The 26,393-nt window shown below is 58.6% G+C and carries 33 protein-coding genes; all 33 read left to right on the plus strand.

Annotated features, from left to right (window positions below; translation table 11 throughout):
* Positions 1 to 62 precede the first annotated feature (62 nt).
* The 33 genes from AB4N44_RS23210 (at position 63) to AB4N44_RS23370 (ending at position 26,391) form a co-directional block, all read left to right on the plus strand.
* The gene (locus AB4N44_RS23210) at positions 63 to 410 is read left to right on the plus strand and encodes a phage holin family protein (protein ID WP_127926031.1); all 348 of its coding nucleotides are present in this window, start codon (positions 63 to 65) and stop codon (positions 408 to 410) included.
* Positions 411 to 434: 24 nt separating this feature from the next.
* Entirely contained in the window at positions 435 to 626 is a 192-nt protein-coding gene (locus AB4N44_RS23215) for a hypothetical protein (RefSeq protein ID WP_127926032.1), read from the plus strand.
* A gap of 91 nt (positions 627 to 717) precedes the next feature.
* On the plus strand, positions 718 to 1,209 hold the full coding sequence (locus AB4N44_RS23220) for a phage tail tube protein (RefSeq protein ID WP_127926033.1): 492 nt from the start codon (positions 718 to 720) through the stop codon (positions 1,207 to 1,209).
* 8 nt (positions 1,210 to 1,217) lie between these two features.
* A complete protein-coding gene (locus AB4N44_RS23225; protein WP_127926034.1) occupies positions 1,218 to 1,568 on the plus strand; it encodes a phage tail assembly chaperone family protein, TAC in 351 nt (116 codons plus the stop codon).
* A gap of 29 nt (positions 1,569 to 1,597) precedes the next feature.
* The gene (locus tag AB4N44_RS23230; RefSeq protein ID WP_127926035.1) at positions 1,598 to 1,852 is read left to right on the plus strand and encodes a hypothetical protein; all 255 of its coding nucleotides are present in this window, start codon (positions 1,598 to 1,600) and stop codon (positions 1,850 to 1,852) included.
* Between the two features lie 80 nt (positions 1,853 to 1,932).
* On the plus strand, positions 1,933 to 3,135 hold the full coding sequence (locus AB4N44_RS23235) for a phage tail tape measure protein (RefSeq protein ID WP_238786330.1): 1,203 nt from the start codon (positions 1,933 to 1,935) through the stop codon (positions 3,133 to 3,135).
* A 37-nt stretch (positions 3,136 to 3,172) separates the two neighbouring features.
* Entirely contained in the window at positions 3,173 to 3,511 is a 339-nt protein-coding gene (locus AB4N44_RS23240) for a phage tail protein (protein WP_127926037.1), read from the plus strand.
* 66 nt (positions 3,512 to 3,577) lie between these two features.
* Positions 3,578 to 4,261: a phage minor tail protein L gene (locus tag AB4N44_RS23245; RefSeq protein WP_127926038.1), complete on the plus strand. Its 684-nt coding sequence runs from the start codon at positions 3,578 to 3,580 to the stop codon at positions 4,259 to 4,261.
* Between the two features lie 2 nt (positions 4,262 to 4,263).
* Positions 4,264 to 5,067 (plus strand): C40 family peptidase, encoded by an 804-nt coding sequence (locus AB4N44_RS23250; RefSeq protein ID WP_127926039.1) that lies wholly within the window; start codon positions 4,264 to 4,266, stop codon positions 5,065 to 5,067.
* Between the two features lie 27 nt (positions 5,068 to 5,094).
* A complete protein-coding gene (locus AB4N44_RS23255) occupies positions 5,095 to 5,700 on the plus strand; it encodes a tail assembly protein (protein ID WP_127926040.1) in 606 nt (201 codons plus the stop codon).
* Between the two features lie 30 nt (positions 5,701 to 5,730).
* Complete coding sequence (locus tag AB4N44_RS23260; RefSeq protein WP_127926041.1) at positions 5,731 to 6,336, plus strand: tail assembly protein; 606 nt, start codon at positions 5,731 to 5,733, stop codon at positions 6,334 to 6,336.
* A gap of 68 nt (positions 6,337 to 6,404) precedes the next feature.
* Positions 6,405 to 9,977 carry a TipJ family phage tail tip protein gene (locus AB4N44_RS23265; RefSeq protein ID WP_460107331.1) on the plus strand — a complete coding sequence of 1,191 codons (3,573 nt, stop codon included), beginning with the start codon at positions 6,405 to 6,407 and terminating at the stop codon, positions 9,975 to 9,977.
* An 8-nt stretch (positions 9,978 to 9,985) separates the two neighbouring features.
* The gene (locus AB4N44_RS23270; RefSeq protein WP_460107328.1) at positions 9,986 to 10,366 is read left to right on the plus strand and encodes a hypothetical protein; all 381 of its coding nucleotides are present in this window, start codon (positions 9,986 to 9,988) and stop codon (positions 10,364 to 10,366) included.
* Positions 10,366 to 11,091, plus strand: coding sequence for a hypothetical protein (locus AB4N44_RS23275; RefSeq protein WP_460107326.1), 726 nt, complete (start codon positions 10,366 to 10,368; stop codon positions 11,089 to 11,091). Before AB4N44_RS23270 ends, AB4N44_RS23275 begins: the two co-directional genes overlap by 1 nt.
* A gap of 18 nt (positions 11,092 to 11,109) precedes the next feature.
* Entirely contained in the window at positions 11,110 to 12,237 is a 1,128-nt protein-coding gene (locus tag AB4N44_RS23280) for a phage tail protein (RefSeq protein WP_224794565.1), read from the plus strand.
* Positions 12,237 to 12,554 carry a hypothetical protein gene (locus tag AB4N44_RS23285; RefSeq protein ID WP_127926045.1) on the plus strand — a complete coding sequence of 106 codons (318 nt, stop codon included), beginning with the start codon at positions 12,237 to 12,239 and terminating at the stop codon, positions 12,552 to 12,554. Before AB4N44_RS23280 ends, AB4N44_RS23285 begins: the two co-directional genes overlap by 1 nt.
* Positions 12,551 to 12,907: a phage tail protein gene (locus AB4N44_RS23290; protein WP_150749425.1), complete on the plus strand. Its 357-nt coding sequence runs from the start codon at positions 12,551 to 12,553 to the stop codon at positions 12,905 to 12,907. Before AB4N44_RS23285 ends, AB4N44_RS23290 begins: the two co-directional genes overlap by 4 nt.
* A gap of 90 nt (positions 12,908 to 12,997) precedes the next feature.
* Positions 12,998 to 13,966, plus strand: a complete 969-nt coding sequence (locus AB4N44_RS23295; RefSeq protein ID WP_160038528.1) for a hypothetical protein — start codon at positions 12,998 to 13,000, stop codon at positions 13,964 to 13,966.
* A gap of 96 nt (positions 13,967 to 14,062) precedes the next feature.
* Positions 14,063 to 14,647 carry a phage tail terminator protein gene (locus AB4N44_RS23300; RefSeq protein ID WP_150749424.1) on the plus strand — a complete coding sequence of 195 codons (585 nt, stop codon included), beginning with the start codon at positions 14,063 to 14,065 and terminating at the stop codon, positions 14,645 to 14,647.
* On the plus strand, positions 14,644 to 14,823 hold the full coding sequence (locus AB4N44_RS23305; RefSeq protein ID WP_034154909.1) for a DUF2635 domain-containing protein: 180 nt from the start codon (positions 14,644 to 14,646) through the stop codon (positions 14,821 to 14,823). The genes AB4N44_RS23300 and AB4N44_RS23305 overlap by 4 nt, the downstream gene beginning before the upstream one ends.
* Entirely contained in the window at positions 14,823 to 16,319 is a 1,497-nt protein-coding gene (locus AB4N44_RS23310; protein WP_150774131.1) for a phage tail sheath subtilisin-like domain-containing protein, read from the plus strand. Before AB4N44_RS23305 ends, AB4N44_RS23310 begins: the two co-directional genes overlap by 1 nt.
* 67 nt (positions 16,320 to 16,386) lie before the next feature.
* Positions 16,387 to 16,734 (plus strand): phage tail tube protein, encoded by a 348-nt coding sequence (locus AB4N44_RS23315; protein WP_007908779.1) that lies wholly within the window; start codon positions 16,387 to 16,389, stop codon positions 16,732 to 16,734.
* Positions 16,731 to 17,027, plus strand: a complete 297-nt coding sequence (locus AB4N44_RS23320) for a phage tail assembly protein (RefSeq protein WP_007908778.1) — start codon at positions 16,731 to 16,733, stop codon at positions 17,025 to 17,027. Before AB4N44_RS23315 ends, AB4N44_RS23320 begins: the two co-directional genes overlap by 4 nt.
* Positions 17,028 to 17,157: 130 nt before the next feature.
* Positions 17,158 to 19,143, plus strand: coding sequence for a phage tail tape measure protein (locus AB4N44_RS23325; protein ID WP_160038532.1), 1,986 nt, complete (start codon positions 17,158 to 17,160; stop codon positions 19,141 to 19,143).
* Positions 19,130 to 20,365, plus strand: a complete 1,236-nt coding sequence (locus AB4N44_RS23330) for a DNA circularization protein (RefSeq protein WP_150749421.1) — start codon at positions 19,130 to 19,132, stop codon at positions 20,363 to 20,365. Before AB4N44_RS23325 ends, AB4N44_RS23330 begins: the two co-directional genes overlap by 14 nt.
* 3 nt (positions 20,366 to 20,368) lie before the next feature.
* Complete coding sequence (locus AB4N44_RS23335) at positions 20,369 to 21,412, plus strand: phage baseplate assembly protein (RefSeq protein ID WP_127926052.1); 1,044 nt, start codon at positions 20,369 to 20,371, stop codon at positions 21,410 to 21,412.
* 141 nt (positions 21,413 to 21,553) lie between these two features.
* Positions 21,554 to 22,063 carry a phage baseplate assembly protein V gene (locus AB4N44_RS23340; RefSeq protein WP_127926053.1) on the plus strand — a complete coding sequence of 170 codons (510 nt, stop codon included), beginning with the start codon at positions 21,554 to 21,556 and terminating at the stop codon, positions 22,061 to 22,063.
* Positions 22,063 to 22,461: a phage GP46 family protein gene (locus tag AB4N44_RS23345; RefSeq protein WP_016985043.1), complete on the plus strand. Its 399-nt coding sequence runs from the start codon at positions 22,063 to 22,065 to the stop codon at positions 22,459 to 22,461. Before AB4N44_RS23340 ends, AB4N44_RS23345 begins: the two co-directional genes overlap by 1 nt.
* The gene (locus AB4N44_RS23350) at positions 22,451 to 23,494 is read left to right on the plus strand and encodes a baseplate J/gp47 family protein (RefSeq protein WP_127926055.1); all 1,044 of its coding nucleotides are present in this window, start codon (positions 22,451 to 22,453) and stop codon (positions 23,492 to 23,494) included. The genes AB4N44_RS23345 and AB4N44_RS23350 overlap by 11 nt, the downstream gene beginning before the upstream one ends.
* The gene (locus AB4N44_RS23355) at positions 23,482 to 24,081 is read left to right on the plus strand and encodes a YmfQ family protein (RefSeq protein WP_460107318.1); all 600 of its coding nucleotides are present in this window, start codon (positions 23,482 to 23,484) and stop codon (positions 24,079 to 24,081) included. The genes AB4N44_RS23350 and AB4N44_RS23355 overlap by 13 nt, the downstream gene beginning before the upstream one ends.
* A gap of 14 nt (positions 24,082 to 24,095) precedes the next feature.
* Positions 24,096 to 24,827, plus strand: a complete 732-nt coding sequence (locus AB4N44_RS23360; protein WP_455807555.1) for a hypothetical protein — start codon at positions 24,096 to 24,098, stop codon at positions 24,825 to 24,827.
* A gap of 1 nt (position 24,828) precedes the next feature.
* Positions 24,829 to 25,254, plus strand: a complete 426-nt coding sequence (locus tag AB4N44_RS23365; protein WP_127926058.1) for a phage tail assembly chaperone — start codon at positions 24,829 to 24,831, stop codon at positions 25,252 to 25,254.
* Positions 25,255 to 25,311: 57 nt separating this feature from the next.
* The gene (locus AB4N44_RS23370) at positions 25,312 to 26,391 is read left to right on the plus strand and encodes a phage tail protein (protein ID WP_150749420.1); all 1,080 of its coding nucleotides are present in this window, start codon (positions 25,312 to 25,314) and stop codon (positions 26,389 to 26,391) included.
* The last annotated feature ends 2 nt before the right edge of the window (positions 26,392 to 26,393 follow it).

Genomic DNA, 26,393 nt, shown 5'->3' on the forward strand with positions numbered 1-26,393 from the left:
CCTCAAGAGAACTCGATTGATTCCAACACACATCACTCACCCAATACTTCCGGAGGCGTGAAATGACAAACGAGCAACAAGCGTTGGCAGACATGCCTATCTGGCTGGTCATCCTCCTTGCCGTCGTCGGCGGGGTGTCCGGCGAAATGTGGCGCGCCGACAAGGAGGGCGCTCGTGGCTGGCCGCTGTTACGGCGTCTGGCCCTGCGCTCCGGCGCCTGCATGATCTGCGGCGTGTCGGCGATCATGCTGCTGTATGCCGCCGGCATGTCGATCTGGGCTGCCGGCGCGTTCGGTTGCCTCACCGCAATGGCCGGGGCCGACGTGGCCATCGGTCTGTACGAGCGCTGGGCGGCCAAGCGCATCGGCGTCTGCGAAGTCCCGCCGCGCGATTCGCCGACCGATCCATGATTCCCGCAAAGAGAAACGCTGAATATGAATGACGAAGATCTGGCCGCAATCAATCGATTGGTTGCGGCGCTGCAAATCCAGTCCGACAGTCAGACGGCATTGAGTGCCTCCATTCGATTGTTGGCGCAAAGCAATCAGGCACTGGTCGATTTGATAAAGAGCCGAGAACCGGATCCCAACGCACCGCCCTATCTGGACGGTACACCTGCACCCTGACTGAACGCCGCTCGCAACGCCGAGACAGGTCCATCCGAGTAATACCCTCAACCCCGCTATTGCGGGTTTTTTGTTCAATGGAGAACGCCAGATGTCGATTCTTACCCAAGGTACTCAAATTTTCGCCCTTGTTCCGCCAGCCGCAGGCACCGGCCCTTACACCGTACTGGAAATCGAGCACGCTACTTCGTTCGATCCGGGCGGTGCCCCTGCAGAACAGATTGAAGACACCAGTCTCAACGCTGAAGAGCGCACCTATAAAAAAGGTCTGCGCACACCTGGTACCGCCAGCCTCGGCCTCAACGCCGACCCGACCAACGCCAGCCATATCCGTCTGCATCAATTGTCGGAAGCCGACGGTGATACCGGCATCAAATGGGTTGTGGGCTGGTCTGACGGCAAAGGTGTTGCGCCAACGGTGAATGCTCAGGGCAATGACTTCGAATTGCCAGCCACCCGTACCTGGTTCGCCTTCGACGGTTATGTGTCGGACTTCCCGTTCAACTTTGCACTCAATGCCGTCGTCACCACTACCGTCACTATTCAGCGTACCGGTGGGTCCGCCTGGATCAAGAAAGCCTGAGATCAGCCATGAACCTCAAACAACTGAAAGCCAAGGGCGGCATCGTCGACGGTCAGCCGATCAAAAAAGAAGTGAGTTGGACTCATCTCGATAGTCAATCGGGCAAGGAAGTCACTGACACTTTCACGTTGCACATTCGCCGACAGTCGTTCGGCGTGATTGAGCGACTGTTCGCCCAAGGTGAAAACGAACAGAGCCGGAACGCGAGTTACATTGCGGCGTCGGTCTCGTTGGGAGCCGAAGGCGCGGAAGCACTTTCCTACGACGACGCCTACAACCTCGAACCTTCGTTAGGGTTTCTGTTGCTCAACGCAGTCAATGAGGTGAATGGCACAGGCGGTAGCGCAGTAAAAAACTGACTGCCGCCGATGAGTTCTGGCACGAGTTGGTGCTGAACGGAGTCGGCGGCCGCACGATTGCCGAAGCCAAGGAACGTATGACCTACCAGGAAGCCCTGGCATGGGGTCGATACATTGATCGATATGGATCGCTTCATACCGGTAGGCGGCTGGAAGCGGGTAGCGCAATGGTTGCGCTACAGACTCACCGGCTGGGCGGCGGTCTGGCGGAACTGCTGGACTTCATGCCTCATGAGCAGCGTCAGGGGCTTTCCCTCGAGCGTGCGATTGAGCAATGGCAATAGCCAGAAATTTATATGACCCGTTTCGGCGGGTTTTTTCATAGCCCGGAGAAACGCACATGGCAGTTACTTCCTCTGCAGGTTTGACGCCGAACCTCGACGGCCTTGAACAAGCCTGGACTCAGGCGTCACGTATCACCGAACAAAAGCTGCGTCAGATGCAAAAGCAGATCGAGGATGCCGCAAAGAAAATCGGCGTAACGCTGCATGCGTCGGCCAACTCGATTGCGCAAGCGAACATCGCTACTTACGTCGACGTTCAGGAGCAAGCCAGTCAGCAAGTCAACTATTCAAACGACTTCGACAAGTTGCGGCGCGATGGCTCGCTGGCTGCCGCACTCGTTGGAATGGGCTCACGAGAAAGTGATCGTGCGAAAGCGTTGAGTGAAATCGACCAGAAATATGCAGTCTCGCGAAAAGCGCTGGATACTCCTGTGTCTGGAGGTGTTGCGCCTCAAGACAGCGCCGACTACGGCACTCGACTGGCGGCGTTGAAGTCCGAGCACGACTCAATGACTCTTCAGGTTCAAAGCAACTATGAGTCGATGACCGAGGCTCAGGGCAATTGGATCAACGGGGCCACTTCGGCCTGGGATGATTACCTGACCAGCTCCAACAATGTTGCAGCTAAATCCAAGGCAGTGTTTACCAATGCGTTCAACACCATGGGCGATGCGGTTTCGACATTTGCGCTGACAGGCAAGTTTTCGTTTTCCGATTTTGCCAAATCGGTGCTTGGAGACATGGCCAAGCTGGCCGCTCAAACAGCGATGTCCAAAGGTCTGAGTTCGTTGTTCGGTCTGGTCGGAACGGCGGCGACGTCGCTGTTTGGTGGTGGCAGCGCACCTGGGGTGACGACCGCCAGAGTAGGGGCGGACACCACCATCTTCAACCCGGCTTTATCGCTTGGGTCGGATTTCAGATACACCGGATTCGCCAAGGGTGGTGCCTTTACAAGCGGCGTTGCTACGGGGCCGATCCTGGCGCCGATGGCCATGTTTGGCGAAGCAGGACCGGAAGCCATCATGCCGCTCAGCCGCGGTTCCGATGGTTCCCTCGGCGTGCAAGTGCAGGGTGGTGCGCTGGGCAGTACCAGCAGCCATCAAGTGGTGATTCAGCAAACAATCAATGTGGGTGACAGTTCAGGTGGTGGCGCAGCGGGCGACATTAATTCGCAAACCGTCGCCAAGGCCTACGCCGGTGCAGCCAAACAGGGCGCCGCCGAACAGATTGCTCGTGACCTTAAACCGGGTGGGCAGATCTGGTCCGCCATCAACGGCCGCTGACGATCAGCGGCTGCAATCACTCACGCCCGGAGAAAACATGAGCACGGAAACATTCAGCTGGCTTCCAAAAGTAGAGCCTGTCGGCAATGTCGAGTTTCGCCTCAAGTCGGCGAAGTTTGGTGACGGCTATCAACAAGTGGCCGCAGACGGTATCAACAACAAATCACAATCCTGGCCGTTGACCTTCGTCGGTGACGAGGCGCGGATCAAATCCATTGTGCAGTTTCTTGATCGTCATGCTGGAGCCGCGCCTTTTTACTGGGCGGCACCGCTGAGCGAGCCGGCCCTCTATCGCTGCAAAGGTTATCAACCGACTCCGATGGGAGCAGGTCTCTTCACTTTGGTAGCCACCTTTGAGCAGGCATTTCACCCGTAAATCGGGATACGCCTGACGCGAAAACCACCCTGCCTTGTGCGGGGTTTTCTTTGCCCGGAGATTCAAATGTCCATTACTGCAGATATCCAGGCGCTGGAACCGGGCGCCTGGGTCGAGCTGTTTGAACTCGATGCCACCAGCCTCGGCGCCGAGCTATACCGCTTCCACGGCTATCCACAGCAAGCCTCGATCTTCTGGCAAGGCCTCGAGTATTCACCATGGCCCATTCAGGCCGAAGGCTTTGAAATGACCGGGCAGGCCACACAGCCGACTCCATCGCTTTCGGTCGGTAACGTCGGTGGTTTTATCACTGCTCTGGTGTTGTATTTCGATGATCTGGTCGGGGCGCGGCTGATCCGTCATCGAACGTTGGGCAAGTACCTCGATGGTCAGCCTGAAGCCGATCCCGAAGAAGAACTGCCTCCAGATGTCTGGTACATCGAGCGCAAGGTCAGTGAAGACAGTGAAGTGGTGAAGTTCGAACTCGCGAGTGCACTGGACTTCAATGGCGTACAACTGCCGCGTCGACAAATCGTTGCCAATGTCTGCTGGTGGCTCAGTTGTGGCGGTTATCGCGGTCCGTACTGCGGCTACAACGGCGGTCCTGTGGCGGATGCCAATGACGTGATCGTCAGCGATGCGGCCAAGGACAAGTGCGGTGGACGCCTGAGCAGCTGCAAGCTGCGTTTTGGCGAAAACAATCCACTGCCCTACGGCTCGTTTCCGGCCGCAGGTCTGATTCGGAGCTGATCATGAACAAGACCACGCTGGCCGCCATCGAGCGTCATGCCATTGCGCAGTATCCCGACGAATGCTGCGGTTTGCTGATTCGCGACGGACGCAGACAACGTTATGTGCCGTGCCGCAATACTGCGACGACGCCCAGTGAACACTTTCGTCTGGCACCACAAGACTACGCAGCGGCCGAGGAGTGCGGCGAGATCATCGCCGTCGTTCACAGCCATCCTGATTATCCCGCGACGGCCAGTGAGGCAGACCGGGTCTCTTGTGAAGCCTCTGGGTTACCGTGGCACATTCTCGAAGTGCGCAAGGATGATGAAGGGCAAGTTCACAAGGGTGAACTGGTCACCATCACACCCAGTGGATATCTGGCGCCCTTGATTGGGCGCGCATTCGTCCACGGTGTACATGATTGCCTGAGCATCATTCTTGACTATTACCGAAGGGAAATGGGTATCGAACTCGGTGACTATGACCGCGAGGACGGCTGGTGGGACAAGGGCGCAAATCTCTATCTGGAGAACCTGCCCGCCGCTGGTTTTGAACAGGTCAGCCAATTGCAGCAGGGCGATATCGTGCTGATGCAAATTCGTTCGCCGGTGCCCAACCATGCCGCCATTTATCTTGAAGATGGCGTACTCAAGACTGATCCCGATCGCTTCCCCGCGCCGGGTTCAATCCTGCATCACCTTTATGGGCGAGACAGCCGGCGCGATACCTATGGCGGATACTGGACAGAAGTGACAGTGAGCTGTTGGCGGCATCAATCGAAAATTTCGCATCACCAGCCCCCTGACTCAATGACTGAAACCTGACTGGAGGTCTTCTCCTGGAGCTGTGAAATGCATCAGCAAAAACTTAGGACTATTCGCCTTTATGGCACCTTGGGTGCCAGCTTTGGTCGCGTGCACCGGCTGGCTGTGAACAACGCCGCGGAAGCCATTCATGCCTTGTGCATTCTCGTTCCGGGATTTGAGCGCTTTCTGATGGAGTCCAGGGACCGGGGGCTTACGTACTCTGTTTTCCTGGGGCGCGACAACATTGGCCATGACCGGCTCAAAGCGCCAAGTGGCACGATGGATATTCGTATTGCGCCAGTGGTTATTGGCAGCAAGCGAGCGGGCTCATTGCAGACGGTTGTCGGGGTCGTATTGATCGCCGCAGCAACATTTTTCACCGGTGGTTTTGCAGGCATTGCCGCTGGCGGTACCTGGGGCGCAGTGGGGTCTGTAGGGATATCCATGGTGATTGGTGGCGTCATGCAGATGCTTTCTCCACAAGCCAAAGGCCTGGGCACCCAGGACGGTCCTGCCAACCGAGCCAGCTACAGTTTCAACGGCCCCACCAATACCAGTGCTCAAGGCAACCCTGTGGGTCTGCTTTACGGCCAGGCCATTGTCGGCAGCGCAGTGATCAGTGCCGGGATCTACGCGCAGGATCAACTGTAGCGAGCGGCTTTTTCACTGCCGGAGAAAACTATGGCAATGCAAACAGATCAACAAAAAATTCAGACGGTCCTGTTATCCGGATCCCTTGCACGATTGTTTGGGCGCAAGCATCGCGTGACAACTTCCGGCGGGTTTCGGGATGTCATGGGCTACTTCAAGCAATTCCCCGGTTTCGAAAGGTATATGAACGAAAGCGCTGGCAAAGGGCTCCGGTTTGCGCTGTTCAATGGTCGAGAAAATCTTTCGCAAGATGAACTGGGTAAGCCAACCGGCAAAGAGGTGCTGCGAATTGTGCCAGTCATCGCAGGGTCAAAGCGCGCAGGCTCACTGCAGACCATTGTCGGCAGCGTGATGATTGCCGCCGCTTTCGTTCTGTCATTTACGCCATTCGCCGGTGCTTCACCTTTTCTGTACCAAATGGGAACCGCCATGGTGATCGGTGGCGTTTTGCAAATGCTGTCCCCCCAAGCCAAAGGACTGGGGGCTCAGGACAGCCCCGCCAATCGCGCCAGTTACAGCTTCAACGGCCCGGTCAACACCAGCGCCCAAGGTAACCCGGTCGGTCTGCTGTATGGCCAGTTGGTCGTCGGCAGTTCCGTGATCAGCGCTGGTATCTACGCGCAGGATCAACTCTAGCGTTCGATCTTTTATTGACGTCCACCCAACCCGCCCTGTGCGGGTTTTATTTCGCCTGAAGGAAAGCCATGACTGACCTCATTCTCGCTGGCAGCAAAGGTGGCGGCGCCAAGCCGCGCCCCTCCGTGGAGGCGCCAGACAGCCTGCAAAGCACGGCTTACGCTCGTATCCTCGATCTCGTCAGCGAAGGCGAGATTGTCGGTCTGAAAAATGATTCCCGCTCGGTGTTTCTGGATGAAACACCGCTGGCCAACGACGACGGCAGCCTGAACTTCAATGGTGTCACGCTGGATGTTCGTACCGGTAGCCAGGATCAGGCACATATCCCCGGTTTTCCCGCGGTGGAAAACGAGACGGTCGCAGCGGTCGAGCTGCGTAGTGATCAACCGTGGACCAAGGCCTTTACCAACCTGCAACTGTCGGCTGTGCGGATTCGTCTGGCGGTGGCGCGACTGGCGCAGACCAATACCAGCAACGGCGACACTAACGGTTATACAGTCAAATACGCGATCGATCTGGCCACCGATGGCGGTGCCTTCGTCGAGGTACTGGCGTCCGCGTTCAGTGGCAAAACCACCACCAAGTACGAGCGATCGCACCGCATCGATCTGCCCGCGGCCAAAAGCGGTTGGACCGTGCGAGTGCGCCGTTTGACCCCTAACTCCACCAGCGGCGCCATTGCCGACACCACCAGTGTCGAATCGAGTACGGAGGTAATTGACGCCAAGCTGCGCTATCCCGGCTCGGCGATCATCGGTTTGCAATTCGACGCCTCCCAGTTCCAGTCGATACCGTCGCGTTCCTTTGAATTGCTGGGACGGATCATTCGGGTGCCGAGCAACTACGACCCGCAGAGCCGCACGTACAACGGCATTTGGGACGGTACGTTCAAATCGGCCTGGACCGACAACCCGGCGTGGATTTACTACGACCTGCTGCTGCATCCGCGTTATGGCCTGGGCCATTTGCTCAATGCCGGTCAGGTCGATAAATGGGAGCTGTACCGCATCGGTCAGTATTGCGATCAGCCTGTCTCCGACGGAAAGGGCGGGACTGAACCGCGCTTCACCTGCAACCTGTATCTGTCGGTGCGTGCCGATGCCCTGAAGGTTTTGCAGGATCTGGCTACCACGTTTCGTGGCATGTCGTATTGGGGGGCGGGTTCGGTCATGGCGGTGGCCGACATGCCGGAAGACCCGGTGTACACCTACTCCAACGGCAACGTCATTGGCGGCAAGTTCGTCTATGGCGGGTCGGCGAAAAAGACCCGTTTCAGCGTGGCGCTGGTCAGTTGGAATGATCCGACGGACTTCTACCGGCAGAAGGTTCAATACGTCGATGATGCTGAGGGTGTCGCTCGCTATGGTGTACAGCAGACTGAGATCACCGCTACCGGTTGCACGTCTCAGGCCCAGGCCCAGCGCATCGGTAAATGGGCACTGCTGACCAATCGCCTGGAAACTGAAAGTGTCACTTTCTCCGTCGGTCTGGACGGGACGCTCGCGCGTCCGGGACAAATTATCCGCGTGGCTGACAACGATCGTGCCGGCAGACGGATTGGTGGCCGCCTGCGTGGTGCAACACTCGATACGCTGACCCTGGATGCCCACGTGACCGCCGAAGCTGGCGATACGCTCACCCTGGTCATGCCGACCGGTAAAGCCGTTTCCCGCGTGATCAAGTCAGTGAGCATCAGCGACCAGGCTCAACGTGTGATCCTGGCTCAGCCCTTGAGCGAGTTGCCACCGGCACAGTCGATGTGGGCCATTGATTCCGCTTCCCTGGCCGCACAGCAATTTCGCGTGTTGTCGATTGCTGAAGACTTCACCGACACTGAAATCAAGTACAGCATCAGTGCAGTCAAACATGTGCCGAGCAAGTACGGCGCGATCGACAACGGCTCCCGTATCGAACGCCCCCCTGTCACGGTCATACCGCCAGGCGTTCAGGCGCCACCGACTTCAGTCACGATCAGTAATAACCACTTCGTCGATCAGGGCAGTGCAGTCGGTGTGATGACCATCGAGTGGGCGCGCCCGGCCAACGCCATTGCATATGAAGTTTACTGGCGCAAGAACGACAGCGAATGGGTGTTTGCCGGTCGAACCGGTGGTTCGTCGATGGAGGTACGCGGCATTTATGCCGGGCGTTACGTGGCCAAAGTGCGAGCCATCAACGCGCTGGACATCGGTTCGATCTATGCGACTTCGGTGGAAACGCAACTGTCCGGGAAAACCACGCCACCGCCTTCAGTGACTTTCCTCAAGGCTGACAGCCTGCTGTTCGGTATCGGCCTGAAATGGGAGTTTCCCGAGGGCGCCGAGGACACACAGCGAACAGAGGTCTGGTATGGGCCGACGCCAAACATTGAGACGGCTACCAAGCTGACGGATCTGGCGTATCCGCAAAGTGATTACACGATGCAGAGCCTGCTGGCAGGCACGTCGTTCTTCTTCTGGGCGAGACTGGTTGACCGCACGGGCAATATCGGGCCGTGGTATCCGACCGGTAATGGCGTGCTGGGGCAGGCCAGTTCGGAGGCTGGACCGATTCTTGACCTGCTCGCTGGCAAAGTTTCGCAGACGGAATTGGGCAAAGACCTGCTCACCGAGATCGAGAAAATTCCGGGATTGCAGAATCAGATTGATTCGCTGGATGAAGCTTACGACTCGGCCAAGACCTATGCGAAATACGCAATTGTTCGTCTTGGCGATCGTCTGTATCAGGCCAAAGGGCCAGTGCCGATCAACCTGCCGCCACCGAATGCCGAGTATTGGGTCGATGTAGGGCAAACGGTCGAGACTGCCACTGGACTGGTTCAACAAGTCGAGACCAACACCGCCGATATCAGCAAGATCGATGGCACGGTAACGGCTCAAGCCGCGGCATTCCAGGCGTTACGAGCATCCTCCCGGGACGACAACGGGGAAGGTGAACTGGCAGATGCCCTCAAAGGGTGGACCAGTACGGCAGCCATCGCTACGGAAAGCAGTGTCCGGGCTTCGCAGAACGAAGCCACTGTCCAACGCGTTTCTACACTGGAAACAAGCATTGGAGATAACGCGGCAAGTATCCAGTCGCTCGAGAAGGTTGTAACAACCAATAGCTCGGCCACGGCGACGAAGCTTGAACAGTTGAACGTGTCCGTTGGGCAAAACACTGCAGCCGTTCAGCAAGCCTCAAGTGCCATTGCCGATACCAATGGCAAGTTATCGACGATGTGGTCGGTGAAGATGGATACGACGGCGGGTGGCCAAAAATATGCTGCGTCGTTTGGTTTGGGGCTGCAGGTCGATCCTTCTGGCGTTTCGTCACAATTTGTCGTGCGCGCCGATACGTTTATGTTATTGAATCTGGCCAACGGAAAACCGGTATCGCCTTTTACCGTGACCGGCGGTCAAACCTTTATTAATGATGCCTTTATCCAAAATGGCTCGATTAATATGTTGAAAATTGGCGATAGCTTGCAGTCGGATAATTATTATCCGGGGACATCTGGGTGGAGGCTGACCAAATCCGGTGGCTTTGAAATAAACAGCAGCGTAGTCGGGCAGGGACGAGTCATCATGACTAACAGGTCGCTACGGGTGTTTGATGCCAATAATGTCAAGCGCGTACAACTTGGAGATCTGAGTGAATGAGCTTCGGGATGACGGTATTTGATGCCAATGGTGTACAAACGTTGGGTATGGAAGATTTTACGATTGAAAAGCTGGCGCAGATGAACTTGCCCGCCGCGCGCAAGATGGGAAATGGCATCAGGTCTGATTATATTGTGATGGACGTTCCAGGGTATAACCCGACTACTTGTTTTGTTGTGATTACACCGCGGGTTTATGCTGGGTATAGTCAACCAGGTTATCCGGATATGTGGGGGTATGTACCTACCTATAAGGACCTGGGTGGGACACAGATCGGTATTTTTACATACGTGAACAGGCGGCGACCTACCGGCTATCACAATAACTACGTTGACGAGTGGACCGAGCATACAGTCGAGTGCGTGGTCGAAGTCGTGAGGGTTTTGTAATGGCGGATTACGGACTTTCAGTGACGAATACGTATGGCGCTGTTGTTATCTCCAGCACCTATAAAGTGATGGTGTTTTCCGAGCGTGGCAGTTTCAGAATACAGTCCAGGTATACCGATCGCGAAGGCAGCGGCGCTGTTGCGTTCGTGAAACCGATCCTGACACAGGAGGCTCCACAAGTTTTTTTCAGACATGTAAATGGGTTTCATACATCTCTCGGTGTTTATATAACCATGTTGGGAGGACCCGGGAACTGGACGGGTTTTCTGGTGACATCAGCAGTGCGTAATGGGAGTAATTTACAGAACTATTTGATGGAGTATGTCATCTGTAAGTTTTCCGATCAGCCCAGTCCGCAACGGTATGGCATGAATATCTTTGATGCCCAAGGCCAAATCGTATTTTCTTCCGAAGACAGAGTTGTTCGCTATCACAAGTTTGCCAAGTCATGGTCTCTGGTAGTAGGTGACTATGTAGATACATACAAAAGCAACCTTGTCATCGAAGCGGATGATTTCGTGTGTGTTTCGAGTATTGATCGTGGTGTCACGTGGTTTGCTGATGGTTTTGGTTTTGTAGGTATGAGCTTGCTGGATAACAATGTTCCTGTACTGAATGTTACCGCACAAAGGGCGGGCGGCGGATACTGGTATTACCAAGGCACAAATGGAACTTGCTTCGGAATCCCGGTGTGCAAGTTTCCATCGTCTAGATATTACAACTAGCCAACTGAGGAGATCGGTATGCCATGGAGCAAGACCGGAAGAGTAAGCGTCACAAATAATTCCAATTCAGTTATCGGGGTCGGGACATCCTTTATCGTTAATGGACGTGTAGGGGATGCGTTCAGAGGCCCTGATGGCAGTTGGTATGAAGTCACCAACATTGCCAGCGATACGGCCATGTCGATTTCGCCGAACTATCAGGGCGTGACTGACGGAGCAGGCGGGTATGCATTGGCGCCGCTGCAAGGCTACGTAAAAGAGTCAGCTGATACGTTGCGGGCTTTGGTCAACACCTACGGTACCAAGCTTGCGGCATTGGGGGCCACCGCTAACTTCGACGTGCTGCCTGTCTCGAAAGGCGGGACTGGCGGCGTGTCTCCGGCCGCAGCTCGCGCTGCTCTGGAGCTGGGCAGTGCCGCTTCAGCCACCCTTCAAACCACTTACAGCGACGCCACGGCAGGCCGCGTGATGCAGGTCGGAGCATTTGGGATCGGCGGTGACGCCCCGGTCTACAACGGCAACATCGACGACACCGCGGCTGTTCCGGCGGGGCGCTGTTTTGTCATTAACACCGCCACGGGCGTGAAACCGACGGGATCGTCCTACGGTTTGATGGACACCATCAAATACGTCGGTCAGCCGGTTCATCAGGCCTGGCACGAAGTCAACGGCACCGCAGGCGGTGGCACTTTACGCACTTGGGAGCGAGATCAATACGGCACGGGGGTTTTCGGCCCCTGGCGCATGGTTTATCGGCAGAACAACATCCTCGGCGTCGTTTCAGGGGCAGGAGCCCCCACGGGAGCGATCATCGAGAGGGGTGCCAACGGCAACGGTGAATACACCAAGTTTGCAGATGGCACCCTTGTTTGCTGGAGAGTTATCCCCACCAACTCAACCGGCACGTACGCCGTGGGCGCTCTGTTCGGTAGTGATGCCTATGCTCCCGGCCCGTTTCCCTCGGCTTATGCATCGGTGCCTACAGTCACGTCGGGGGCCACAGGGGCTGTACACGCGGACTGCATTTTCGCCAGTGCCTGGATTCCCCCAGCGCTTAACAATTGGGGAGGGTGGCGTGCTATGGCAACCACGAACGTAGCCGCGGCTGCCCAAATTAACCTGATCGCCATCGGGAGGTGGTACTGATGAATATTGTTTTGTCTCCACAGCGTAGAGAGGATTCTCTGGCGCTTTACAAATCGGGTGACGTGCTCACCATCAACGGTGAAGCGTTCGATTTCTCGCTGCTCTGCGACGGCGATACGTTGCCACAAGGCGCGATCAAATCTGAATGGTTCGTGGGTGACGTTACTCGCGAGCAGGGGCAACTGACGCTTCATCTGTTGTTGCCGATTCCCGCCCATTACAGCCAGGCGCAAGCATTTCCCGAGGACCTGATCGATATTCCCGAAGGTGACGTGGCATTGCCACAGCCTTTGCCGCAAGCGGAGGTTGAAGTATGAACATCGACTGGTCGCAATTGATCACCAAAGCCATGAAAGAGGCAGCGGCTGCCGCAGCACGATTGACCGAAGCTCAAGCACTGCTCAAGAGCAAAAACGAGGTGGCTGCAGCGCAGGTCGCTCGCATTCAGGATCGGATCGACACCCTCGGTTACGGCATCGATCTGGGGGAGGCGACGTCTGAGGATGAGGCGGAACAGCAAGCACTGCTTGCCAACCTGAAACAGTGGAAAGCCTACAAGTTCAGCTTGGGCAAAGTGAGCACACAAGCTGCCTGGCCCGTGGCGCCAGAGTGGCCTGTCCAGCCCGATGTTCCGGTAATTGTGGTTGATCCGGTGCTGCCGCCGGGCTGACTGGCTTTCTGACAGCTACCTGATCGAGATCGTCTTGAACACCCATACCGCCGAGTGCGGTTTTTTTTCGCTTAAAAAAAGGACTGCACCATGCCATGGCTTAGAACAGGTTCGGTCAACGTCAGCAACAACTCGCCTGCAGTCATCGGTGTCGACGTTGATTTCGTCACCAACGTCCGGGTGGGCGATGCCTTCGTCGGACCTGATGGACGACAATATGAAGTCAGCAATATCGCCAGTCCGGTCTTGTTGTCGATCACCCCGGCTTACCAAGGCGCAACGGCAAACGACGCGTCCTATTCGATCATGCCGGTGCAGGGGTATCCCAAAGCACTGGCTGATGCATTCAACAACCTTAACGTTCAGTACGGCCCGAAGCTGGCAGCACTAGGTGATGCGAGTGGTTTCGATGTCCTGCCGCTGCGAAATGGCGGCACCGGAGGAACGGATCTTGTTTCTGCTCGCCAGGGCCTTGGCCTGGGTGCAGTCGCAACCGACACCATTGTGCCCATCGTACGTGGTGGCACCGGTGCGACGGATGCCGCGTCGGCGCGCCAGGCGCTTGGACTCGGTGCTGTGGCAACGGACGCTGTTGTACCGGTGGCACGAGGTGGCACGGGTGGCAACTCCCCGGCAACCGCTCGGTCGGGTCTCGGACTGGGCAGTGCCGCCGTTGCCGCGTTGGTCGGAGCGGTCAGCCAGGACAAAGGCGTTCCAACCGGAGCCGTCATTGAGCGCGGCGCCAATGCCAACGGTGAATACGTCAAGTTTGCCGACGGCACGTTGATTTGCACCCTCTGCAACACGGGCGGCGTAGTGTTTAACAACCCGTCCAACATGGGCTTCAACTGGTCTTATCCGATGCCCTTCGTGACGCTGGGATTTGTCATTGGGAATCTGGTTGGAGTATTGGGTGTGACAAGGGCGGTGACCAGCGTCAGCGCCTACAGCAGAGGGCTCGGTTTTGCCAGCATCTGCGCTTTCAGCCTTGGTCAGTTCGTACAAGGTGACGAGCTAATAGTCTCGTTTGACTGCTTCGCCATCGGCCGGTGGTTCTAAGCAAAACCCAGACTGAAAACTGCGGGCTGGGGTTCCTCGTTAAATCGGGTTGAGTACAGGCGCTGACCTGCGACCGCCCCCACTCGGTACTTCCTCATGAAAATGACCCCTCTGGTCACGCAATTGCGTGCTCAGTGCCCGACGCTGGGCAATCGGATCGCAGTAGGCATTGATGTTACGGCATTGCAAGCCGATGCCTCGCTGCAAACCCCGTGCGCCAGCATCACACCCCTGGCCGATCTGGCCAGCAACAGCACCACCCAAAACCTCACCACCCAACCGATCCGCGACCGCTTCGAAATCGTCCTGGCGCTTGACGCCACCGACGCTACAAAAGCGCTGGATCTGTTGCACGACCTGCGCGCCGAACTGTGGCGTGCGCTGGTGGGGTTCAAGCCCGATTCCGACTACAGCGCCATCGTCTACGACGGCGGCGAACTGGTCTCGATCAACAGCAGCCGCGCCTTTTACCGGCTGCGCTTTTTTGCCGAGTTCCAGCTCGGTCGCAATCTGCCGAGTCAGCCTGCGGAGAGTTGGCACGAACGCGAACTGGACGGTTTGTCGTCCTTTACCGGGGCCACCGTGCGGGTCGATGCGATCGATCCGGCCGACCCCAACCTGAAACGCCCGGGCCCTGATGGGCGCGTGGAAATGACTTTCTCTGCAGAGGTAACCCCATGAGCAATCGCATCACCGTACTGCCGGCCGCTGGCCGCGTCGTACCTGACCCGGAGGCCGGCGATCTGCTGCCGCTGGAAGGCCGTGAAGTGCTGGACAGCGCCTGGTGGCGCCGACGTCTGGCCGACGGCGATATCACCCTCAAAACCGCACCAGCCAAACAAAAGGGAGCCAAATAATGGCGATCGGATTCAGCAACATCCCCGCGGACATTCGTGTACCGCTGTTCTATGCCGAAATGGACAACTCGGCCGCCAATAGCGCGAGCTCGACCCTGCGTCGTTTGATCGTCGCTCAGGTCAACGACAACATTGCCCCGACCGAAGTCGGCAAACTGGTGCTGGTCTCCAGCGTTGCGCTGGCCAAGAGCATCGGCGGCCAAGGCTCGATGCTCGCCTCGATGTACGAGACCTTCCGCAAGGCTGACCCGATCGGTGAGATCTGGTGCCTGCCGCTGCACAATACCGAAGGCGCGATCGCCAAAGGCGTGCTGACCCTGACCGGCACCGCGACCCAGGCTGGCGTGTTGAATCTGTATGTCGGCGGCGTGCGTGTGCAAGCCACCGTGGTCAACGGTGCCACCGCTGCCCAAGCGGCCACCGCACTGGCGCAGAAAATCAACGCCACCGCCGACCTGCCGGTCAGCGCTGCCGCTGCCGAAGGTGTGGTCACCCTGAACGCCAAATGGACTGGCGACAGCGGCAACGACATCAGCCTGCAATTCAACCGCCTGGGCAAGAGCAACGGCGAAGAAACCCCGGCCGGCCTGACCTCGGCGATCACCGCCATGACCGGTGGCGCCGGTGTGCCGGATCAGGTCGCGGCGATTGCCGCACTGGGCGACGAGCCGTTCGAGTTCATCGCACTGCCATGGTCGGATCTGTCGACGCTCAATACCTGGCAAGCGGTCATGGATGACAGCACCGGTCGCTGGTCGTGGGCCAAGCAACTGTTTGGTCACGTCTACAGTGCCAAGCGCGGCACTGTCGGCACTCTGGTTGCTGCCGGCCAGGCACGCAACGACCAGCACATGACCATTCAGGCGCTGGAGCCGGGCGTTCCGCAACCGTTCTGGGTGCAAGCCGCCGCACTGGCTGCACGCACGGCGGTGTTCATCTCTGCCGACGCCAGCCGTCCGACTCAGAGCGGCAGCCTGCCGGGTGTCGATCCGGCACCGGCCAGCGAACGCTTCACGCTGACCGAGCGTCAGTCGCTGCTCAACTACGGCATCGCCACCGCGTACTACGAAGGCGGCTACGTGCGTATCCAGCGCTCGATCACCACCTACCAGAAAAACGCTTACGGTCAGGCCGACAACTCCTACCTGGACAGCGAAACCATGCACCAGTCGGCGTTCATCGTGCGCCGTCTGCAAAGCGTGATCACCAGCAAGTACGGCCGCCACAAACTGGCCTCCGACGGCACCCGTTTCGGCGCCGGCCAGCCAATCGTGACGCCTGCGACCATTCGCGGTGAGCTGATCGCCCAGTACGCCAAGCTCGAACTGGAAGGCCACGTCGAGAACGCCGAGCTGTTCGCCGAGCACCTGATCGTCGAGCGCGACGTGCAGGACCCGAGCCGTGTGAACGTGCTGTTCCCACCGGATTACATCAACGGTCTGCGCGTGTTCGCACTGCTCAACCAGTTCCGTCTGCAGTACGACGACGCGGCTTGATAGCCGCGTTTGACGGCAAGTTTTCAGCCCACCTCGCGTGGGCTTTTTTATTCAAGGGAGTAACACCATGGGTCAACTGATTGCAGGCACCTGCTACGTCAAAGTCGACGGCGCACAACTGACCATCAATGGCGGCTGCGAAGCCCCGCTGATGGCGGTCAAACGCGAAACCGTCGTACCCGGTTTCTACAAGGAAACCGATATTGCGCCGTCGTTCAAAGTGACCGCGCTGCACACCGCCGACTTCCCGCTGAAGAAGCTGATTGAAGGCACCGACATCACCGTCACCTGCGAATTCAGCAACGGCAAAGTCTACGTACTGGCCGGCGCTTATCTGGTTGAAGAGCCAGTTTCCAAGGGCGATGACGCCACCATCGAACTGAAATTCGAAGGCATCAAGGGGACCTGGCAATGAGCGGCGCCGTGAAGCTTCAGGTTGCGATCGAAGCTCACGGCGAGCCCCTGACCGAACTCGTCCTGCGCCGTCCGACGGTGCAGGAGGTGCGAGCGATCAAGGCGCTGCCGTACAAGATCGACAAGAGCGAAGAAGTCAGCCTCGACATGGACGTGGCGGCCAAATACATCGCCGTATGCGCCGGCATTCCGCCGTCGTCGGTCAACCAGCTGGATCTGGCTGACCTCAATGCGCTGAGCTGGGCCGTTGCGAGTTTTTTCATGAGTGCGGCGTCGGCGCCATCACCGACCTGATCGCCGTCGCCTATGACCTGGCCTGGTTCTGGAAGGTTGACCCCGAACAGATGATGGCCAGGCCACTGGATGTGCTCCGCGAATCGCTGGAGCACGCGCAACGGATCAATGCGATGCAGCAGGTGCAGTGATGGCGAATACGAATTTGAGCCTGATTCCGCAGACCTTTCCTGTCACGGTCAACATGCTCGTGGTGCTCAAGGGCGCCGAGAAGATGGAAGCCGAAATGAAAGGGCTGCGCGGCAAGGTCGCAGCATTCAAGAAAAGCATGGAAGACAGCGGCCTCGAGCCGCTGGACGTCGCCGGGTTCATCTCCGAAGGTGGCTTGCTCAAGCCGTTTCAGGACGGCATCAAGAAAGCCATCGAGGCGCAGGATGCGCTGGCGAAAAAGGTCGCGGCGAACAAAGGCCTGAAACTGCCGAAAGTGGTGCAGGGGGAAACCTCGGCCAACCTGGCAAAGTTCAACGAAGCGCTGGACAAGATCTCGTTGAACATTGGCAATGCGTTGTTGCCAGCGGTGAACGGTATCGTTACCGCAATCACGCCGGTGATCACCTCGATTGGCCAGTTTGTGGCGAACAATCCTTCTCTTGTCGAAGGGCTGGCGGCGGCAGCCGTCGCGTTCACGGTAGTCACCGTGGGTGCGATGGGGCTGGTCGGTGTATTGGGCATTCTGACGTCACCGATCGGTTTGATTGCCGCCGCGATTGCGGCCGCGGTGGCGATTATCGTGATCGGCGCGCGCTTGATCAGCAACAACTGGGGGGCGATCTCGGGCTTCTTCAGCCGGACCTGGCAATCGATCAGCGATGCGACCCGTCGCGGCATCGACGACGTGCGCAAAGGCTGGGATGAGATGGTCGCGGATGGCAGGCAACAGTTCGAGTCGATGCGTGCCACAGCTTCGCAGAAGTGGCAGGAGATGCGCGCTGACGCTATCGCTGGTGCCAGCCGTCTGGCGGCAGGAGCGTCCGAACGTCTGCACGCATTCGGCGCGTCCATCGAGCAGACCTGGGATTCTGCTCGCAGCTCCGTCGGCGCTTACTGGGACAGTGCAGCTGCCAGCACTGCGGCTGGATTGCAAAGCCTCAAGGCCCGGTTGTACACCTCGCCACTGGAGAAGATGAGCGCACTCTGGGACTCGGCCGATGAGTCCGTCACCGGTTACTGGAATCGTAGCTATGCAGCGACGCAGTCCGGTTGGGAATCGGTCAAGTCGACGTTTGACGGCACGCTGACAGCAAAAATGTCAGGCGCATGGGATGCCGCACAAAGCGCGGTCTTCACGGCCATCGACGATATGAGCAACAGGGTTGCAACCGGTTGGTCGAACATCACATCGCTGTTCGACGGCACGCTGGCAACCAACATGTCGACGGTCTGGGGTTCTGCGCAAAGCACGGTTTTCGATGCGGTTGGCAGCATGCACAGCATTGCGGCGAGTGGTTGGGAGCAACTCAAATCGACGTTCGCCTGGTCTCCGACCGCGATGGTCGAAAGCGCCTGGCAACCCTTGGCACCGGTTTTTTCAGCGCTGTGGGACGTTCTTCGCGCGGGTGCCCAGCCATTGAAGAGCGAGTTTCAGAACTTGTTCGGCAACGCTCCCGTGGAAGCGGTCATGGCGAAATGGAATGGCGTCACGGAATATTTTTCCGGTTTGTGGGCAACGCTGAACACCGACGCACAATCGGTGAAAGCAACCTTGGGTGATCTGTTCAGTCAGTCGCCGCTGGAATCCATCCAGGAGAAGTGGCAGCCCGTTCTCGTCTGGTTCGGTGATATGTCGACAAGACTCCAAGGTATTTTCGCACAGGTCAAAGAACTGCTCGGCGGCAATGTCTCCGGGTTCTTCGCCACGATCACCGGCACCAGCGCTGCGGTGCCTGCCGGGGCGCCAGGAATGAGCAGCACACTGCCGCAAACCTCTGGCGCGCTGATTCAACAAAGTGCAATCAACAACCGCACGCAGCTCGAAGGCGGCCTGACCGTACGCTTCGAAAATGCGCCGGCCGGGTTGCGCACCGATCAACCACAAAGCAATCAACCGGGCCTGGCGCTGTCTTCGCGCATCGGCTATCGCTCGTTGTCGATGGGAGGTTCCAATGAACTGGCGTGACCGTTTGTTGCCGGCATCCTTTCGCGGTGTCGGGTTTTGGATCGATCAGGCGAAAACCCCGGTCGGTCGCAAAGGCCAGTTGCACGAGTATCCGCAACGTGACCTGCCGTATTTCGAGGATCTCGGCCAGCAGGCGAGGATTCACGATGTCACCGCATTCATCATCGGCGCGGATTGCCTGGAACAGCGCGACAAGCTGCTCAAGGCATTGGAGGCGGGCAGTGGTGAACTGGTGCATCCGTGGCTCGGGCGCCTGCAAGTCAAGGTCGGCGAATGCGACATGACCCACACCCGCCAGGACGGCGGGTTGGTGACCTTTACGCTGAAGTTCTATCCAGACCAACCGTTGCCGTTCCCGACTGCCACCGTCAGCACACAGAAAGTGTTGCTGGCCAAGGCCGACACGCTGTTGGGGTCTGCGGTGGCGCGTTTCGAACAGGCGATGACCTTGATCAAGGCTGCGCGGATCGGCATCGCCAATCTGCGCAACAGTCTGACCGGAGTCTATGAGGTGATCAAAGAGCAGCTCAAACCGCTGATCGAGCAGTACCGGCAGATCACCGAACTGGTCAAGGCAGTGAAGGAGTTGCCCAAGGAGGTGGCGGCTGAGTTCAAAGGTTTGCTCGGCGATATCAAGGAGCTCAAGGAATTCGCGAAGGAGGGCTACCGTGGCGTGATTGCCGACGTGTCCCAACAACTCGAAGCGATTCGCAAGGCGGATGCGCCGAAGATCACCACCGGCAAGGACACCAACGCCGCGGCGCAAGCCATGGCCGATCTGGTCCAGGACACGCTGATCGTAAAAGCGGCGCAGTGGATCGCATCCATGCCGGTGGCCACCAAACCGGTGAAATTGCCGTCGACACCTTCCGTCGATCAGCAGGCGAACCAGCCGATCAATCGTCCGGACGTGCCCGCCATCGATGATGTGCAGGCGATTCAGAAGACGCTGATCGAGACCCTGAATCTGGTGAAGACCAAGGCCGGCCCTGCGCACCACCAACTGATCAGTGATCTGCAGGATGCGGCGGTCGCGCACCTCAAGTCGGTCGCATCGTCCGGTGTGCGCCTGGTGACTAAAACCATCCAGGAAAGCGCTCCGGCGGTGGTAGTGGCCTACAAGTATCTGGGCGATGCCACACGGGTCACTGAAATCACCCAGCGCAACGGGATGAACCATCCAGGTTTCTCGCCCAACGATGTGAAAGTCTCCGGGGAGTGAACCATGAGCGAAATGGACAATCGCGTCACGCTGACGGTCAACAACATGGAATACGGCGGCTGGAAAAGCGTGGAAATCACCGCTGATCTGGAGCGCCAGTTTCGCACCTTCAAACTCGACATCACCTGGCAATGGCCGGGGCAGACTGTCGCCAAACCGATCAAGCCCGGTGACCCGTGCGAAGTGCGAATCGGCAAGGATCTGCTGCTCACCGGTTACGTGTTCAAAGCCCCGATCAGGTATGACGGGCGGCAGATCAGCCTGACTATCGAGGGCAGTTCCAAGACTCAGGACCTGGTCGATTGCGCCGCCAGAAACCAGCCGAACCAGTGGCAGGAGCAACCCCTGTTGAGCATCGTTCAGGCGCTGGCGATGGAGTACGGGCTGATGGTGGTCAATGAAATCCCCGAGACTGCAAGGCTGACCAAGCACACGATCGTGCCGGGTGAAACGGTGTTCCAGTCGATCGACCGGTTGCTCTCGTTGCTGCGGGTGTTTTCCACCGATGACGAACAGGGCCGGCTGGTGCTGGCCAAACCCGGCAGCGGTGGTCGGGCCAGCGATGCGCTGGAACTGGGCAAGAATATTTTGTCCGCCAGCGCGTCGATGGATTACAGCCAGGTGTTCTCCGAATACCGGGTGATCGGCCAGCAAAAAGGTTCGGATACCAAAAGCGGCGCGGCAGCCAGCGAAGTCGAATCCACAGCGGCGGACCTGACCTTCAAGCGTCGGCGCACCACGGTGATCAACGAGGGCACGCAACTGACCTTTGAGTTGGCGCAGCAGCGTGCCCAATGGGAAAGCGCGACCCGCATGGGCCGAGCGCAGACCACCACTTATCAGGTGCAGGGCTGGCGTCAGTCCAACGGCGATTTGTGGCGCCACAACACGCTGGTGCGGGTCAAGGATCCGGTGCTGGAGTTTGACGGCGACATGCTGATTTCCAAAGTCACTTATTCGCTGTCGGCACAAGGCTCGGTGACCACACTGCAAGTGGCGCCGCCGCATACCTTCGATCCTGATCCAACACCCCCGAAAAAAACCTGAGCCTGACTCCGGACCCTGTGGGAGCGAGCCTGCTCGCGAAAGCGCTGGCAGCTTCAACATCACATTGCCTGACCCAGCGCATTCGCGAGCAGGCTCGCTCCCACAGTGGATCGCGTGATGCCTACCTCTTGAGGACAATTCATGAGCCTACTGACACGCCTGCTGGCGCGCGGCACTGTCGTGCTCGCCAATTCGGCATCCAAGCTGCAATCGCTGCAAATGCGCCTCACCGCCGGTGAAGTGAACGACGATCTCGAACACTTCGAACCCTACGGTTTTACCAGCCATCCGTTGGCCGGCGCCGAAGGTGTCGTCACCTTCATCGGCGGCGACCGTTCCCACGCCATCGCTCTGGTCATCGCCGACCGCCGCTATCGCCTGCAATCGCTGGCGTCGGGCGAAGTGGCGATCTACACCGACGAGGGCGACAGGATTCACTTCAAGCGCGGGCGGATCATCGATATCGAAACCGCCACGCTGAACATCCGCGCCAGCAGCGCGGTGAACTTCGATACGCCAGTGATCAACCAGACCGGCAAGATCGTGTCCACCGGTGATCAGTTGGCCGGCGGCATCAGCCAGATCAAACACGTGCACGTCGGTGTGCAGGCCGGCAGCGGCCAGACCGGCGCGCCGGCAGGAGGCAAGTGATGCTGATCAGCCCGAACCTCCACGCTGCACTGACCCGCTCTGTACTGATCAGCCTGTTCACCTGGCGCCGCGCCGCCGATGACGACGCCCTCGACGACGACGAACGTTTCGGCTGGTGGGGCGACACCTTTCCCACCGTCGCCGACGATCGCATCGGTTCGCGGCTGTGGCTGTTGCGCCGGGTCAAGCTGACTCGACAAACGCAGATGGACGCCGAGTTCTACGCCCGCGAAGCCTTGCAGTGGCTGATCGACGACGGCCACTGCAGCGCCATCGACATCATCAGCGAACGCCTCGACGCCCAGCGCCTGAACCTGCGCACGGTCCTGACTCTGGCCGACGGCGAACGTCTGGACATCAACCCCGATAACAGTTGGCAGGTGATCTATGCCGTTTGAAACCCCTTCGCTGCCGGTGCTGATCAAGCGCACCCAAAGCGACCTGGCCGGCGATTCGCTGCGCCAGTCCGATGCGCAAGTGCTGGCCCGTACCCTCGGTGGTGCGGCTTATGGTCTGTACGGTTATCTCGACTGGATTGCCGAGCAGATTCTGCCGGACAAGGCCGATGAGTCGACCTTGGAACGCATTGCCGCTCTGCGTCTGAACCAACCGCGCAAACCCGCGCAAGTGGCCACCGGCAGCGTCAGTTTCACCGCCACTGCCGGCGCGGTGCTCGATGCCGATACGCTGCTGCAAACCAATGACGGCCGCACCTACAAAGTCACCGCCGCGCGCACCACCGTCAATGGCAGCAACACCACCACGATCGCCGCGCTGGATGCCGGCAGTCTGGGCAATGCCGACGCCGGGCTGGCGCTGACACCGGTGCAGCCGATTGCCGGTGTGATCGGCAACAGTTTTGTGGTGCTGGCGCCGGGACTCAGCGGCGGTGTGGCGCGGGAAAGTCTGGAGTCGCTGCGTTCGCGGGTGATCCGTTCCTACCGCGTGATTCCCCATGGTGGCTCGGCCAGTGACTACGAAACCTGGGCGCTGGAAGTGCCCGGCGTAACGCGCGCCTGGTGCCGTGGTGGCTTCCTCGGCCCAGGCACCGTCGGCGTGTACATCATGCGTGACGACGATCCGCAACCGGTGCCGAACGACGAGCAACTCGCCGAGGTGCAAGCCTATATCGAACCGTTGCGTCCGGTGACGGCTGAAGTGCATGTGCGTCCGCCGATTCAGGTGCCCGTGACCTATCGCCTGAAGTTGACCCCCGACACCAGCGCCGTACGCGCGGCGGTCGAAACCCAATTGCGCGACTTGCACAACCGTGAGGCTGACCTCGGCGAGGATCTGCTGATCAGCCATATTCGCGAAGCGATCAGCAGCGCAGCGGGTGAAACCGACCACGTACTGACGGCCCCCGTCGCCAACGTTTCGGCCAACGACAGCGAACTGCTGACCTTCGGAGGTTGCGTATGGGGGGCATAAGAACCGCCGCGCAATATCAGGCGCAACTGCGCGCCTTGCTACCCAGTGGCCCGGCATGGGATCCGGAGCGCGTGCCGGAGCTGGAAGAAGTGCTGCAAGGCGTCGCCGTCGAACTGGCACGCCTCGATGCGCGTGCTGCCGACCTGCTCAACGAAATGGACCCGGCCGGCGTCAGCGAACTGGTGCCGGATTGGGAGCGGGTGATGAACCTGCCCGACCCGTGCCTGGGCGCGACGCCGCTGTTCGACGACCGCCGCCTCGCCGTACGCCGGCGCTTGCTCGCGGTCGGCAGCCAGGCCGTCGGCTACTACCTCGACATCGCCAAAAGCCAGGGCTACCCCAACGCCACCATCACCGAACTCGAAGCCCCGCGCATGGGCCGTTCGCGTTTCGGCTCGGCGCACTGGGGCACGTGGGAGGCGCAGTTCATGTGGACGCTTAACACCGGCGGGCGCGTGTTGCTCGGTCGGCGTTTCGGCGCGAGCTATTGGGGTGAACGTTTCGGCGTCAACCCGGGTTCGGCGCTGGAATGCCTGATCCACCGCAGTGCCCCGGCGCACACCAAGGTGCACATCAATTATGACTAGGGAGGAATGACGGGATGGATTATCCGAAAAGTGTGCCCAGTTCGGGGCTGGTGAATGGCAAGTTTGTTGATGAAAACCCATTGATGGGCACGCCGGGATCGCTGATTCCGGCGCGGTGGGGCAACAGCGTCACCGATGAAATCATCAACGCGATCACTGCTGCCGGGCTCGTCCCCGACGAGGGCGACAGTACGCAACTCAGAGCGGCGATTTCGGCAATTGTCGAAAAGAACAAACGTGATTCTCTGGCAACCAAGGATGAAGCAGAGGCGGGCACAAGCAGCAGTCGCCTGATGACCCCGCAGCGGGTGTTTCAAGCGATCGAAAAGAAAGTGGTGCAAGCCACGGAAGCTGTTTTTGGCTGGGCGCGGATCGCGACTCAAGCCCAGGTCAACGCAGGGACTGATGACACCACCATCGTCACACCGAAAAAGCTCTGGTTTGGTGTTTCCTACAGCATTGGCGCGAACGGCTATATCGCTTTTCCGAGCTGGCTGGGCGGCTTCATGATCCAGTGGGTCGTGATCACCATCGCTACAGATAAAACCTATGTTGCAAAACCCTGGCCGGTGGCTTTCAAGACCCAGTGCGCCGCTACCTGGGCAAGTTACTCGCACAGCGGCAACGCACCCTTTTTCGATATCGTCACTCCACCTTTGGTGACCTACTTTGATCCCAGCCAGGTTCAAGTCTTGAGCAATTCCGGTGGCTCCGGTTTTGTCACTGTCCTGGGGGTGGGGAACTGACATGAAACGTTTCTATAGCCGCACCACCGGCAACACCTATTTGTCGGGTTATCACACCAGCCTTCCGGACGATGCCGTTGAAATCGACGAGGCGCGTTATGAGTCGGTCATCGCAAACCCAGTAGCGGGTACCGAGCGATCTCATGACGATCACGGTCTGCCGATCCTGGTCGAGTTGACAGCTCTTTCTGATGAGCAAACTTCGGCCGAAGCCAAGGCGTGGCGCGATCAGGAATTCAACCGGGTTGCCTGGTTGCGCGATCGCCACCGTGACGAAGTGGAGCTGATGAAGGCCACCACGCTGTCCGACGCTGAATACCTGACGCTGCTGACTTACCTGCAGGCGCTGCGCAAGTGGCCCCAGGCGAAGAAATTTCCCGCCAAACGCTCTCGACCGAAAAAGCCTGCCTGGATGACTGCCGAGTGACTGGATGCTGCGTTGTCGGCATCGCCCATCAATGTTCCAGGTATAGGAAAACCAATTATGGATTATCCAAAAAGCGTCCCCAGCGTCGGTCTGGTCGATGGCCGCTTCGTCGATGAAAACCCGGTGGCGGGTACGCCGGGGTCGTTGATTCCGGCGGTGTGGGGCAACAGTGTGACTCAGGAAATTCTGAGTGTGATTACAGGGGGTGGGTTGGTGGCCTCAGAGGCGGACACCACTCAGTTGTTCAAGGCGATTCAGTCGATTGTCGGCAACGCCAGCCCGATGCGTTCGGTGATTACTCGGGTTGGAGCGTCCAGGTCATTGACCACCGATGAGTTGGGCTTGGTTCTGATCGATGCCGGGGCCAGCGCCTTGACCGTCAGTTTGCCTCCAGCCAATACCAGCCTTGGGGTGCGTGACGTCATTATGCGGCGTGTCGATAACAGCGGTAACCGCTTGGTCGTGAGAAGTGCAAGCGGCGATGCGATCAAGTTTCACACCCACCTGAATGCTTCGGGTTATCCGTTTCTCGTATTGATGGGAGCCGGTGACTGGTGGCACTTGCGCAGTGACACAGCGGGTAATTGGTGGCCGATCGGTCGTCTGGACGGTTCGTCACTCGGGTGCGTAGCCTTCGAGACCACTCTGGCTGTGCTGCCCGGTGGCTATGCCGCATTGAATGGTTCCGTACTGAATCGCTCGGAATGGCCGTGGCTCTGGGACCACGCGCAGCAGTCGGGCATGTTGCGTTCCGAGGCGGATCGTGGCGGTGCGTGGACGCCTGGAGACGGCGCCACGACTTTTCGCCTGCCAGAAGCCCGTGGTGAATTCTTGCGCGTCCTGGCCGAAGGCGGTTTGGTCGATACCGGTCGTGCGGCGGGATCCTGGCAAAAAGGCTCGTTGGTTCAGGGGGACAACGGCGTCGCCGACAATATTTTGTTTGCGACAAACATCATTTCCCAGAAAGCCCAGCTGGGTTTCGATATGGGCAACTACGCCGATTACGCCGGCGCCACCGTCAAATACATCACACCTGCTGCGCCGATTACGCCAATCGCCGATTCAGAACTGCTGAACCACGGCGGTATCACGCGTCCTCGAAATATTGCTTATCCGGGTCGAATCAAACTTGTCTGAGG

The organism is Pseudomonas sp. S3_C06, from assembly GCF_054667675.1.